The sequence below is a fragment of the Micromonospora sp. WMMD956 genome (genome assembly GCF_029626125.1).
GTDB classification, from domain to species: domain Bacteria; phylum Actinomycetota; class Actinomycetes; order Mycobacteriales; family Micromonosporaceae; genus Micromonospora; species Micromonospora carbonacea.
Map to the genome: position 1 here is coordinate 5,338,030 of NZ_JARUBI010000005.1, position 13,035 is coordinate 5,351,064.

The 13,035-nt window shown below is 74.7% G+C and carries 11 protein-coding genes and 1 riboswitch; of the genes, 6 read left to right on the forward strand and 5 right to left on the reverse strand.

Going from position 1 to position 13,035, the window contains the following annotated elements:
• Nucleotides 1–168 precede the first annotated feature (168 nt).
• The 4 genes from O7628_RS23415 (at nt 169) to O7628_RS23430 (ending at nt 4,393) form a co-directional block, all read left to right on the forward strand.
• Nucleotides 169–1,359, forward strand: a complete 1,191-nt coding sequence (locus O7628_RS23415) for an acyltransferase (RefSeq protein WP_278133679.1) — start codon at nt 169–171, stop codon at nt 1,357–1,359.
• A gap of 49 nt (nt 1,360–1,408) precedes the next feature.
• Complete coding sequence (locus tag O7628_RS23420) at nt 1,409–1,789, forward strand: hypothetical protein (protein ID WP_278133681.1); 381 nt, start codon at nt 1,409–1,411, stop codon at nt 1,787–1,789.
• 144 nt (nt 1,790–1,933) lie between these two features.
• On the forward strand, nt 1,934–2,707 hold the full coding sequence (locus tag O7628_RS23425) for a hypothetical protein (protein ID WP_278133683.1): 774 nt from the start codon (nt 1,934–1,936) through the stop codon (nt 2,705–2,707).
• 447 nt (nt 2,708–3,154) lie between these two features.
• Nucleotides 3,155–3,297, forward strand: a riboswitch (cyclic di-AMP (ydaO/yuaA leader).
• A 220-nt stretch (nt 3,298–3,517) separates the two neighbouring features.
• Complete coding sequence (locus O7628_RS23430; RefSeq protein ID WP_278133685.1) at nt 3,518–4,393, forward strand: C39 family peptidase; 876 nt, start codon at nt 3,518–3,520, stop codon at nt 4,391–4,393.
• A 129-nt stretch (nt 4,394–4,522) separates the two neighbouring features.
• On the opposite strand, the gene O7628_RS23435 is transcribed toward O7628_RS23430, so the two are convergent.
• The 4 genes from O7628_RS23435 to O7628_RS23450 form a co-directional block, all read right to left on the reverse strand.
• Nucleotides 4,523–6,223 (reverse strand): CDP-glycerol glycerophosphotransferase family protein, encoded by a 1,701-nt coding sequence (locus O7628_RS23435; protein WP_278133687.1) that lies wholly within the window; start codon nt 6,221–6,223, stop codon nt 4,523–4,525.
• Between the two features lie 42 nt (nt 6,224–6,265).
• Nucleotides 6,266–7,765 carry a bifunctional cytidylyltransferase/SDR family oxidoreductase gene (locus O7628_RS23440; RefSeq protein ID WP_278133689.1) on the reverse strand — a complete coding sequence of 500 codons (1,500 nt, stop codon included), beginning with the start codon at nt 7,763–7,765 and terminating at the stop codon, nt 6,266–6,268.
• Nucleotides 7,766–7,909: 144 nt separating this feature from the next.
• Complete coding sequence (locus O7628_RS23445) at nt 7,910–8,728, reverse strand: ABC transporter ATP-binding protein (RefSeq protein ID WP_074475812.1); 819 nt, start codon at nt 8,726–8,728, stop codon at nt 7,910–7,912.
• Nucleotides 8,721–9,617, reverse strand: a complete 897-nt coding sequence (locus tag O7628_RS23450) for an ABC transporter permease (protein ID WP_074475813.1) — start codon at nt 9,615–9,617, stop codon at nt 8,721–8,723. The genes O7628_RS23445 and O7628_RS23450 overlap by 8 nt, the downstream gene beginning before the upstream one ends.
• Before the next feature lie 224 nt (nt 9,618–9,841).
• Between O7628_RS23450 and O7628_RS23455 the strand changes: the two genes are divergently transcribed.
• The gene (locus tag O7628_RS23455) at nt 9,842–10,477 is read left to right on the forward strand and encodes a TetR/AcrR family transcriptional regulator (protein WP_278133693.1); all 636 of its coding nucleotides are present in this window, start codon (nt 9,842–9,844) and stop codon (nt 10,475–10,477) included.
• Between the two features lie 82 nt (nt 10,478–10,559).
• Here O7628_RS23455 and lhgO read toward each other — a convergent pair whose 3' ends face one another.
• Nucleotides 10,560–11,756: an L-2-hydroxyglutarate oxidase gene (gene lhgO / locus O7628_RS23460; RefSeq protein WP_278133696.1), complete on the reverse strand. Its 1,197-nt coding sequence runs from the start codon at nt 11,754–11,756 to the stop codon at nt 10,560–10,562.
• A 130-nt stretch (nt 11,757–11,886) separates the two neighbouring features.
• Between lhgO and O7628_RS23465 the strand changes: the two genes are divergently transcribed.
• Complete coding sequence (locus O7628_RS23465) at nt 11,887–13,029, forward strand: DegT/DnrJ/EryC1/StrS family aminotransferase (RefSeq protein WP_278133698.1); 1,143 nt, start codon at nt 11,887–11,889, stop codon at nt 13,027–13,029.
• Nucleotides 13,030–13,035 lie beyond the last annotated feature (6 nt).

Consider the following 13,035-nt stretch of genomic DNA (forward strand, 5'->3'; position numbering starts at 1 on the left):
CGCGATATTAGGCCATCGCGCCCGGGCCGCCGCCAGGCGCGTCACGGGACGCCCGACGGCGGGCGGCGCGCCCTGCCGCACCGGGTAGGGTGCCGGCGGGGCGGCACCGCGCGGCCCGCCGTCACCCGGGCGGCGGCCTCGGCCCGGGCGTCCGCGAGGAGGAGAGCGGTGCTGGTGACCCCCGCCGACGGTCGGGCCGTCGGCCTCCCCGGCGCCCCGACCGTCGTACGCGCCGACGCGCCGGCCCGCCCGGCCAGCCGGCTGCCCTCGTTGACCGGGCTGCGCTGGGTGGCCGCCCTGCTCGTCTTCGGCTACCACGTCGGCACCATGCGGATCGTCGGCCAGCCCGAGGCCAAGGCCGTCGTCGACTGGCTGTTCACGCTGGGCCTGTCCGGCGTCGAGTTCTTCTTCATCCTCAGCGGCTTCGTGCTGGTCTGGTCGGCCCGCGACGGGGACCGCCGTCGCGACTTCCTGCGCCGCCGGCTCGCCAAGATCTACCCGAACCACCTGCTGATGTGGGCGGTGGTGCTGGCGACCGGGGTGTGGGTCTTCGCCGACCCGGTCAACGTCCGCGCCGCGCTGGAGAACCTGTTCCTGGTCCAGGCGTGGGACCCGACGCCCGGCTACTTCTACAGCGTCAACTCGGTGAGCTGGTCGCTCTCCTGCGAGCTGTTCTTCTACGTCTGCCTGCCGTTCGCGCTGCCCCTGGTGCGCCGGGCGCCCGTCGGGGCGCTGTGGGCGGTGGTGGCGGCCGTGCCGCTGCTGATCGTGGCGCTCTGGCCGGGGCAGCGCCTGGTGCCGCAGGAGAGCACCTGGTGGTTCACCCAGATCTTCCCGGTCGTGCGGTCGCTGGAGTTCTGGATGGGGGTGGCCGCCGCCGAGCTGCTGCGCAGGGGGCGCTGGCGTGGGCCCGGGCTCACCGCCGCCAGCGCCATCTTCGTCGTCACCTGGGTGGTCGCCGCCCAGTGGATCCGCGCCGAGCTGTGGGCGGCGCTGCTCGCGGCGGCGTACCTGCTGGTCATCGTGGCCGCCGCCGACGCGGACGTGCGCGGCGCGCGGACGCCGTGGCGGTCCCGGCCGATGGTCTGGCTCGGCGAGGTCTCCTTCGCCTTCTATCTGGTGCACGTCTTCGTCATGATCACCGTCCTGCGGCTTGCCGACCGGCTCGGCACGGGCCTGCCGGGCTGGTGGGGCCCCCTGGCGGCGGTCGGCTTCCTGCTGGTCAACCTCGGTCTGGCCGCGCTGTTGCACCGCTGGGTCGAGATGCCGCTGACCCGCCGGCTCGGGCCCCCGCGCCGCCCCCGCCCGCCGGCCGCCGCCCACCCGCCGGTGGTGCGCCGCGCCGCGCCGAGCAGCTGACCCGCCCGCCGGCGGCGCGTCGCGCGACCGGTGGCGGTAGCGTGGACGGGTGCTTCCCGTCGCGCTGACCTGTCCCCTGTGGTGGGTCGCGCGCTGGACGGCGCGGATGCTGGCGACGCTCGCCGTCGTGGTCGCGTTCTCCCTCGGCGCCGCGGCGCTGCCGGCGGGCGCGGTGGTTCCCGGCGGCGTCGACCCCGGCCCGGCCGGCGCGGTCGCCGCCGCTTCCGCCGCCGCCGATCTTGCCGCTTCCGCCGCCGTGGTGGCGGCACCCGGATCCGCAGGGGCCGCGACCACCGCCGCCGCCACCATCGGCCCGTGGCCGTCGCCCGCCGGGGCCGGTCGCCCGCCCGCCGCCGCGTCGGCCCCGCAGCGGGTGCCGACCGGTTTCGTCCCCGCCGCCGCCGGCCCCCGCGCGCCGCCGGCCGCCTGAGCAGCACGGCGGGCCCGCCCGCCGCCGCCGACGAACCGCGCCGCCCACCCGCCTGCCGGGCCGGCCGCCCCACCCCCCCCGCCGCCCGCGCCCCGCCCGGCGGCGTGGATCCCGTTCCGCCTCCACCGTCGTGAGGTGCCGACCATGGACATCGTGCTCTACCAGTTCCTGACCGAGGTGCCGCTGGCCGCCGCCATCTGGTCCGTGCTGCTCGTGCTGGCGCTCACCGTGCTCGCGGTGCTGGTCGCCCGCCCCGAGCGGGACCACCCGCCCGCCGTCGAGGCCCCCGCCGGGCCCGCCGCCCCGCCCGCCCCGGCGGTCGCCGACCTGCGCCGGTACGCCGACGAGGTGGCGGTGGCCGCCGCCGGGGCCGCGCAGAACGCCCGCCGCCGCCGGGCCGCCTGGACGGCCGCCCAGGACGCCGCCGAGCGGGCCTGGCAGGCGTACGACGAGGCGGAGACCGCCGCGCGGCGCTTCCGCGACGCGGGGGCGCTGCCGACGCCGCACACCCCGCGCACCCCCACCGAGTACGCGGCCCGGGAACGCTGGCTGCACCACGCCGCCACGGCGGCCCACCTGCGGGGCGAGCTGTCCATCGGGCAGCTCTGCGACGTCTTCGCCTGCCGGGGCGGCTGGGACCCCCGGCGGCACCCGGTGGAGCAGGAGGTCGTCCTGGCCCGGGCCGTCCGGGACGGCAGACTGGCCCGCTACCGGGCCGCCGCCGCGCGGGAGCGGGCCGCGTGGGACGACGCCGAACTGGCCGCCGTGGCCGCCCGGGCGCTGGCCGCCGAGGCGTACGCCGCCGCCGAGCGCGTCCGCCCCGCCCCCGCGCCGGCTCCCCGCGCGGCGGTGGCCGGCCGGCTCGTCCCGGCCCTCGGCTGGCGGCCGGCCCGCTGGCGCCCGGCCCGAATCGGCTGACCCCACCCACCCCCCACCCCCCACCGCCCCGGGCCCGGTGATCAAGAAGTTTGCGTCATCGTGGAGATCAACTCTGACGCTTTTCTCTTGATCACCGGAGCGAGGGGGGAGGGGGGAGGGGGAGGGGCGGGCCTCGCTCTTTGGTAAGGCGGGCCGGGGTGGCTTCCGGGATTTGCCGTGAGCCGGGTCACGGCCGTCCGAATCCGGGCAACCGGTCCATTCGGTCCGATCTCTTGACGCAATGCGCCGACAATCGCGGCAGGTTGTCCCGTTGCAGGCCGGTGGCGTCGCCTGGGCCGATCCTCCCATTGAGGCGCGTCAGTCTCTTCTGACCGGTAAATCGACCGACGATGGGACGTTTAAGCAGTTCGGAGGGGGTTGGCAGGGCTTCCGTCGGCCAGTAGTGTCGGCCCGTCCGGTGCGGTACCCGATCGCAAGAGGCGACGCCGCGCCGACCCGCTCAATCGTGATCATCACGAACCGGGGACCCATTGCACGTCCGGGGTGAATCCGCGGGCCACGGCCTGCGGTAGGGCGATCTTCCCGCCCGAATCCGTCAGCTAACCCGGTAGGCGGTGTCGGAAGGAGTTCCATCCTCGTGCAGTTTGACCCCACCCCCCGGGTTGTTCCTCCACCACGGAGCCCGGTGCCCGCGTCCGTCGCCGTCGAGCCGGCGCACTGACCGTCGCACCCCTGCGTACGCCCGCCTGAACGGGCGTCCCCCCAGAAAGCGGACCCCACCGGCCGCGGACACGTCCGCGCCGCCGTGCGCCGACGCGCGCCCGGGCGCCCCCGCTTCCGCCCCGCCCCGTGGAGGAACACGTGAACGATCAGCTCAAGCGGCACCTGCGGCGACTCGCCACGGAACGCCCCTACCAGGTCGTCGCCGGCTCCGCCGCGGCGCTGCTGCTGGCCTCCGGCACCGGCGCGCTGCTCACCGCCGTCAACGACGACCCCGCCCCGCAGCGGACCACCAACGCCGCCGTGGCCGAGGTCGCGCCCCGCCTCGACGGCGCGGCCAGCCGCGCCCAGGCCCGGGTCGCCGCGCCGCCCGCGACCGCCGCCCCGGGCAGCGCCTCGCCGTCGCCGAGCGCCACCCCGACCACCCCGAACCCCGACCTGACCGCCAGGTCGACGCCGAAGAAGACGACGCCGAAGCCGGCGGCCCCGAAGCCGCCGTCGACCAAGGTCCTCGACTACGACTACGAGGCCCAGACCACCTACTACTACTGCGGCCCGGCGGCGGTGCGCAACGCGCTCTCCGCCACCGGGGTCGACGGCACCCAGGACGCCCTGGCCGTCCGCCTCGGCACCACCGAGATGGGCACCAACTCCGCCTACGACACCACTCGGGTGCTCAACGAGATGGTCAAGGGCGAGCCGTACCGGACCCGGCTGATCCCCGGCGGCGCCGCCACCCCGGCTGAGGCGGAGCGGCTGCGGGCCGACGTGGTGCAGGCGGTCAGCGCCGGGCGCGGCGTCGTGGTCAACATCGCCGGCGACGCCACCGACGTCGACGGCGGCTGGCACTCGTTCCCCGGCGGCCACTACATCGCCGTCGTCGGCTACCGCGACTCCGGGCGCACCGTGCGGATCGCCGACTCGGCGGACCCGGCCGTCCCGGCGTACTGGATCAGCACCGCCGCGCTGGCCCACTGGGCGGCGACGCGGGGCTACTCGGCCTGACAGCACCCTCCCCCCGCCGGCCCCGGCTCTCTTCGCAAGAGAGCCGGGGCCGGTGCCCGTCTGCCCGCCGAAGCCTCGGCTTCTGCCACAAGCGCGCAGGAACCGTCCAGGAGCCGACGGGCGGGACGATCAGGCGGTGGGGGAGGGGGTCATCGCGTCGGCGGCGCGCGGGGCCGGCGGGTTCCAGCCCGGCTCCAGCTCCCGGCGGGCCGCCGCCAGGAACGCCTCGGCGTACGACTCGACCGGGAAGTCGCCCAGGTAGTGCGCCCGGGTGCCCCAGCGGGCCGCCGCCTTCGGGTCGGTGTCCAGCAGCAGGCCGAGCACCTCGTCGAGGTTGCCCGCGTCGCGCCGCAGCACGTAGCCCGAGCCGGCCAGCGGGAACCGCTCGACGAACCGGTCGCCGTCGCCGGCCATGTCGGTCACCGCGTACGGCTTGCCGGAGTAGAGGTAGTCGGAGATGACCCCGGAGACGTCCGAGACGAGGGCGTCGGAGCGGTTGACGCAGTCGACCAGGGACAGCTCGCGGCTGGCCGCCGCGCCGAAGACGTGCTGCCGACCGGTGCGGGCCCGGTCCGCCGCCAGCAGCTCCGTGAGCCGGGCGAGCTGCCGCGCCGACGCCGGGTTCTGCCCCGTGTACGGGTGGGCGCGCAGGATCACCGTCGCGCCCCGGGCCAGCAGCCCCCGCACGATCGTCTCGCCCACCGGCAGCGAGCAGTAGTTGGCGTCGGCGTGGTGCCCCGTCCAGGTCGGGGTGTAGAGCACCGTCGGATTCGCCAGGCCGGTGGCCGGCGCGCGGCGTACCTCGATCGACTCGACCTGGGGGCGGCCGACCACGACGAACTTCTCCGCCGGGATGTCCACCCCGGCGCGGGCGTACCGGTCGATCGCGGCCCGCCCGGCGACGAAGTTGCGGTCGAACAGCGCCGTGACCGGGTTGGCGCTCGGGGCCTTGTCGCTGTCGCCGTGGTGGATCTGCACGTGGGTGAGCTGCGAGAACCGGATGCAGTGGCTGTTCTTCGCCCCGTGGTTGACGTAGAACGCCACCTTCAGGCCCGGCACCAGCGCCTCGTCCATCGCCTTCAGCGTCGGGCAGTAGACCACCGGGGCGCTGGTGGCCGCCGCGATGGGGGCGAGGAACTCCGGCTCCCGCACCATCACGAAGAACGGCCGGCCGATCCGCTCCAGGTAGGGCAGCCACATGGTGACCTGGTATTCCGACCCGGGCGGGGCGGAGAAGTGCAGCAGGAACTCCGGCCGGTGCGCCCGCAGCGCCCGGGCCGCCGCCGAGCCGCCCGCCCCGGGCCGGAACCGCCGCTTCGCCAGGTCCGCCGCGACCGCACCGGCCCCCGCGCCGACGGCGAGGGCCGCCAGCAGGGCCACCCAGGCCGGCAGCGCCAGGGCGGCGGCCAGCGCCACCACGGCGAGCAGCGCCAGCAGGGCGTCGCCCAGCCGGGCCGCGACCAGCGGGGTCCACGACCGCACCGGCAGGTTCGCCGCCCGGATCTCCAGGTCGCCGGCCTGCCGCAGCGGCCCCACCAGCAGCGCCAGCCCCAGCAGCACCAGGGCCGTCGCCGCCAGCGCCGGGTCGAAGCCGGCGTCGAGCCGCCGCGCGTAGCCGACGAGGATGGCGGCGGCGAGCAGCACCGCCTCGGCGGTGCTGTCGGCGGCCGGGCGGACCCGGCGCTCCCAGCCGGCGGCGGCGAGGGCCGCCACCGCGAGCGCCAGGCCCCAGCCGGTCGCCCCGGTCAGGGCGAGGGTGAGGAATGCCAGCACCGCCAGGCCGGTGGCCGCCACCCGGGCGGCCAGCTTCCTGACCAGGTCACCACGCATGTCGCTTCGCTTCCTTCGCCCGTCGCGGTGGCCGTCGACCCGTCAGCCGGCCGTGGCCGGGGCGGACGCCCGGCTGGCCTGGGCGGGCACGCTCGCGGCGGGCAGCTCGCCCGGCGCCCGGCGTACGTCGATGACCTGCCCGGTCAGCTCGGAGATCAGCACGTCCAGCGACGACTGGGCGACGGTCTCGGCGGCCAGCAGCGTGTGCTCCGGCTCCTCGCCGAACGCCTTGGTGCGCATCGGCGTGGCGGTGCGCTCCGGGTTGATGCAGTTGACCCGCACGCCGAACTCGGCCCACTCGTCGGACAGCGCCTGGGTGAGGTTGACCAGGGCGGCCTTGGTGGCCGAGTAGAGCGCGTAGCGGGCGCGGCCCCGGGTGTACGAGCTGGAGGTGTAGAGCAGCAGCTGACCCTTGGTCTGCTGGAGGTACGGCAGCGACTGCCGGGCGATGGTGACCGGGCCGACGAAGTTGACGTGCAGGACCCGGTCCATGGTCTCCTGGTCCATCTCGGCCAGCTCGCCCTTCTCCAGGATGCCGGCGGTGACGACCACGTGGTCGATCCGGCCGGTGGCCTCGAAGGCGGTCTTCAGCGCGGCCTCGACGTCCTCGGCGCGCTCCACGTGGGTGCCGGTGGTGGAGCGGCTGAACGGGAAGACCTGCGCGCCGTGGCGGCGGGCCAGCTCGGTCAGCTCGTGGCCGATGCCGTAGCTGCCCCCGAACACGACGATCGTGCGGCCGGCCAGCTCCTCGGTGTAGTCCCGGGCGGTCAGCCGGGGGGCCTGCGCGGCGGCGAGCTGGAACAGCTTGTCCGCCAGGTGCACGTCGACCGGGTGGGTGACCTTGATGTTCTCGTCCGAGCCGTCGATCACCTTGATCGGGGTGCCCGGCAGGTAGCGCAGCACGACGCCGCAGTCGTCGGTGGCGGCGAAGTCGGGGTCGCCGGCGGCGATCCGGTACGCCTCGCGGATCGTGCCGGACCGGAACGCCTGCGGGGTCTGCCCCCGGCGCAGCGTGGAGCGCACCGGGATGTCGGTGATGCAGTCGTCGTCGTCGACCTGGATGATCGTGTCGGCCGACGGGATCGCCACGTCGACCGCCGAGTAGGTCCAGAGCGCGTTGACGCACTCCCGGACGATCCGGCCGCTGAGCAGCGGGCGCACCGCGTCGTGGAAGAGGATGTTGACGTCGCCCTCGCCGACCGCGTCGAGCGCGATGCGGGTGGTGGCGTTGCGCGTGTCGCCGCCGGCGATGACCTTGCTGACCTTGCGGAAGCCGGCCTTGTCGACGATCCGCTGGGCGTCGGGGACGTGCCCGTCGGCCATCAGCACGATGATCTCGTCGATCTCGGGGGCCGCCTCGAAGACCGCCAGGGTGTGCTCGATGATCGGCTTGCCGGCGATCTTCAGCAGCTGCTTGGGGATGCCGAGGCCGAGCCGGGTCCCGGTCCCGCCCGCCAGCACCACCGCCACCGTCCGCGAGGGCCGCCACGGCGCCGGGGTCTCCGGTGTGGCGTCCGGGCCAGTGGTGTGGTCCTGCGTCATTGCCGATCCTCACTCTCACGGTTTGCGAACAGGGGGTGACGGCCGCACGGCGGCCGGGTGAACCATAACGCAACCACCGCGCCGCCCCCCAGGGACGACGCGGTGGGGAAGACACCCGCACGACACCGTACGGAAGCCGCAACCTTACTTCTTGTTGGAGAAGTCCTCGTACGCGCGCAGCACCTCGTCGGTCGGGCCGTCCATCCGCAGCACGCCCGATTCCAGCCAGATCGTCCGTTCGCAGGTGTCCCGCACCGAGGAGAGCTGGTGGCTGACCAGGAACACCGTGCCCGCGTCCTCCCGCAGCTCCCGCACCCGCTGCTCGCTGCGCTTGCGGAAGCCCTTGTCGCCGGTGGCCAGGGCCTCGTCGATCAGCAGCACGTCGTGCTTCTTGGCCGCCGCGATGGAGAAGCGCAGCCGGGCGGCCATGCCGGAGGAGTACGTCCGCATGGGCAGCGAGGCGAAGTCGCCGCGCTCGTTGATCCCGGAGAACTCGATGATCTCCGGGGCGAGCCGGGCCACGTCGGCCGGCTGCATGCCCATGGCGAGGCAGCCCAGGGTGACGTTGCGCTCGCCCGGCAGGTCGTTGAGCAGGGCGGCGTTGACGCCCAGCAGCGACGGCTGCCCCTGGGTGTAGACCGCGCCCCGGTTGACCGGCAGCAGCCCGGCGATGGCCCGCAGCAGGGTGGACTTGCCGGAGCCGTTGCTGCCGATCAGCCCGATCGCCTCGCCCCGGTACGCGGTGAAGCTGACCCCCTTGACCGCGTGCACCTCCCGGATGTTCGGCGCGGACGTGCGGGACACGATCCGCTTCAGGGCGGCCACCGGGCTGGTGCCGCCAGCCGCGCCCTTGTGCACCCGGTAGATCACGTGCGCGTCGTCGACCACCACGGTCGGGATGCGCTCGACGATCCTGGGCAGCGTCACGGTGACGTCGTTGGACGCCTCGATGTGCTCAGCCACGGCCGTACTCCTGTTCGCCCCGCCAGAAGTAGATGAAACCACCCACGCCCATCACGACCGCCCAGCCCACCGCGTACGACCACGCCTGGACCATGGAGGAGTTGAGCAGCGGCGCGCCCTCCAGGAGCGCGTGCCGGGCCAGCTCGATGTAGACCAGCATCGGGTTCGCCTCGACGATCCGGGTCGCCCAGCCCGGCAGGTTCTCCTCGAACAGCGCGACGTTGTAGAGCACGCCGGAGCCGTACATCCAGGTGCGCACCAGGAACGGCATCACCTGCTTGAGGTCGGCGACCTTCGAGCCCATCCGGGCCACGGCCATGGTGAGCCCGGCGTTGAACAGCGCCTGGAGCAGCACCACCGGGACGAGCAGCAGCCACTCGACCGTGAGCGGTTCGCCGGTGACCAGCACGATGCCCATCAGCACCACCAGCGAGGCCATCAGCTGCTGGAACTGGGTGAGCATGACGGCCAGCGGCAGGCAGGCCCGGGGGAAGTGCAGCGCCCGGATCAGCCCCAGGTTGCCGGTGATCGACTGGGTGCCGTTCTGCACCGCGGTCTGGGTGAAGTTGAAGATGAACAGCCCGGCGGTCAGGTACGCGATGAAGTTCGGGATGCTGTTCTGCTTCAGCACCAGGCCGAAGATCAGGTAGTAGACCGCCGCGTTCGTCAGCGGGGTGAGCACCTGCCAGAGCTGCCCGAGCCGGGCGTTGCTGAACGAGGCGACCAGCTTGGCGCTCGAGTACGCGGCGATGAAGTGCCGGTATGCCCACAGGCGGCGGGTGTACTCCGCCAGGGACGGCCGCTCGCCGGCGACCCGCAGCCCGTACCGGGCGGCCAGTTGCGCCTGGGACAGGCCGGCGTCGGGGTCGGCCAGCGCGGTGTTGGCCATGGGATGGGCGCTCCGATCTTGTCGTGCCAGCGGGGTGCGTCTGTTGTACCAACGGGATGGGCGCGACGACGGGTTCGCCGGTGGCCGGTGCGTGGAGCGCCGCCTCGTCGCTGCGTGGAAGGTAGTCCATAACCACGTCGGGACGCAACCGTACCGTCGTTGCGGTACATTGTCCCACGTGACAGCCGAGGAGGGTCTGCCGTGACGCCCGAGAAGAGTCTGCCGTGACCACCGAGAAGAGGCGCGCGCCGGCCGGCGCGGCGGTGCTGCGGGGTGAGATCACCACGGCCATCCGGCGCGCGCTCATGCAGGAGCTGGCCGCCGTCGGCTACGGCCGGCTCTCCATCGAGGCCGTCGCCCGCCGGGCCGGGGTCAGCAAGACCGCGATCTACCGGCGGTGGAGCTCCAAGCTGGAGCTGGTCGTCGAGGTCGTCGGCGCCGCCGCCGGCAGCAGGCTGCCGGCGCTGGACACCGGCAGCCTGCGCGGCGACCTCGGCCTGCTGCTGCGGGTGCTCGCGCACGCCCTGAGTCACCCCCTGGCCGCGCAGATCGTGCCCGACCTGCTGGCCGAGGCGGCCCGCAACCCCGAGATCGACGCCACCCTCCAGGCGGCGCTGCGGGCCCAGCAGCAGGAGGTCGGCGGGTCGCTCGTCGCCCGCGCCGTCGCCCGGGGCGAGCTGCCCGCCGACACCGAGCCCGGCGCCGCCGTGGACCTGATCGTCGGGCCGCTGTACTGGCGGCTGGCCATCACCCGCACCATGCCGACCGAGGCGTACCTCGACGCGCTGGTGGAGGCCGTGGCCACCGGCCTCGGCGCGGCCGGCGTCGTGCCCTGGCAGCGCGACGCCGCCCCCGCCTGAGCGCCCGCCCGCCGACCCGTCGTCCCGCCCGCCGACCCCGTCGTCCCGTTGTCCCGCCCGCGCCCGCGGCCCCCCGAGCGCCTCAGCGGGCCGTGTCCACCGGCAGCCGGGACACGATGTGCCGGGCGATCTCCAGCGAGCTCGTCGCGGCGGGGGAGGGCGCGTTCAGCACGTGCACCTGCCGGGCCGCCTCGACGATCAGGAAGTCGTCGACCAGGCCGCCGTCGGGCAGGATCGCCTGCGCCCGCACCCCCGCGCCGGCCCGGACGATGTCGGCCGGCGTCAGCTCCGGCACCAGCCGCGCCAGGCTCGCCGCGAACCGCGCCTTCGACAGCGACCGGGCCACCTCGGTCAGCCCGTACCGGAAGTGCCGCCGGCCCAGCGCCCACAGCCCCCGGTAGGTCAGCTCGTCCCACACGTCGCGCGGGCTGAACCGCCCCCACGAGTAGCCCTCCCGCGCGGTGGCCAGCACCGCGTTCGGGCCGGCGTGCACCGTGCCGTCGATCATCTTCGTCAGGTGCACCCCGAGGAACGGGAACTGCGGGTCCGGCACCGGATAGATCAGCCCCCGCACCAGGCCCCGCCGCTGCGGGGTCAGCTCGTAGTACTCGCCCCGGAACGGCACGATCCGCACCGGCGTCGGCACCCCGGCCAGCCGGGCGATCCGGTCGGCGTGCAGGCCCGCGCAGTTGATCAGCACGTCCGCGACCACCTCGCCGGCCGTGGTGGTGACCACCACCCCCGCCGGCCGGTCGGCCACCCCCGTCACCTCGGCGCGGGTGCGCAGGTCCGCCCCGGCGGCGGCGAGCAGCTCCGCCAGCTTCCGGCAGACCGCGCCGTAGTCGACGATGCCCGTCGAGGCCACGTGCAGCGCGGCGACGGCCGCCACGTGCGGCTCGTGCTCGGCGGCCTCGGCCGCACCGACCAGCCGCACCGGCAGGCCGTTGGCCTCGGCCCGCTCGTGCAACGCCCGCAGCCGGGGCAGCTCCGCTTCGTCGGTGGCGACGATCAGCTTGCCGCAGACCTCGTACGCCAGCCCGTGCGCCGCGCAGAACTCGACCATCGACGCGCTGCCGGCCCGGCACAGGGTGGCCTTGAGGCTGCCCGGCCGGTAGTAGACCCCGGCGTGGATCACGCCGGAGTTGTGGCCGGTCTGGTGCGCCGCCCAGCCGGCCTCCTTCTCCAGCACGGTGACGGAGTCGCCCGGCCGGTCGGTCACCAGCCGGTGGGCGACCGCCAGGCCGACGATGCCGCCGCCGACGACCACGAACCTCGTCATCTCGCTCTCCCCTGCCCGGTCGTCACCTCCGCCGGGCGACCACCGATGGTAACCAGCGCCCGGCGTGCCCGATTCGTCGCTGCCGGCCGGGGGTGCCTACACTCACCGGGTCCGTCTTCTAGGGAGCCTCATGTCAGACGACGTCATCGCGCTCGGCCAGCCCACCGTCGGTGAGGCGGAGCTCGCGGCGATCGCCGAGGTCTTCGCCTCCGGCTGGCTGGCCGGCGCCGGGCCCACCTGCCGCCGCTTCGAGGAGCGCTTCGCCGCCGCGACGGGCACCCGGCACGCGTTGACCACCGCCAACTGCGGCTCCGCCCTGCACCTGGCGCTGCTCACCCTCGGGGTCCAGCCCGGCGACGAGGTCGTCGTCGCCGACTACACCTTCCCGGCCACCGGCCACGCCGTGATGTGGGCCGGCGCGAAGCCCGTCTTCGCCGACGTGCGGCCCGACATCTGGACGGTGGACCCGGCCGCCGTCGAGGCCGCCATCACCCCCCGCACCGTCGGCGTCGTCGCCGTCGACGCCTTCGGCCAGCCCGCCGACTACGACGAGCTGCGGGCCGTCGCCGACCGGCACGGGCTGTTCCTGGTCGAGGACGCCGCGTGTGCGGCGGGCGCCACCTACAAGGGCCGCCCCGCCGGCAGCCTGGCCGACGTCGCCACCTTCAGCTTCCACGGCCGCAAGGGCATCACCGCCGGCGAGGGCGGGGCCTACGTCACCGACCGCGACGACCTCGCCGCGCACGCCCGCAAGCTGCACACGTACGGCGTGGAGGGCGCGCTGACCCGGGCCGAGCTGTCCGACCTGCCGATTCCGGCCTTCACCGAGCTGGGCTACAACTACCGGCTCTCCGACGTGGCGGCGGCCATCATGCTCGCCCAGCTCGACCGGCTGCCCGACCTGCTCGCCGCCAAGCGGCGCACCGCCGCCCGCTACGGCGAGCTGCTCAAGGACCACGAGCTGATCGTCACCCCCCACGAGGCGCCGGACCGCGAGCACCCCTGGCAGTCGTACGTGGTGACCCTCGATCCCTCGATCGACCGTGGCGCGGTCGCCCTCGGGCTGCGCCGGCGCGGCGTGCAGTGCACCTTCGGCACGTACGCCTCGCACGCGCAGCCGCTCTACGGCCAGACGACGCCGTGCCCGGTCTCGGCGGACCTGTTCGCCCGGCACCTGGCCATCCCGATGCACGCCAACCTCACCGACGCCCAGGTCGAGACCGTCGTCGCCACTCTGGTCGACGTCGTCGCCAGCGCCGCCACCGGCCGCTGATCTCCT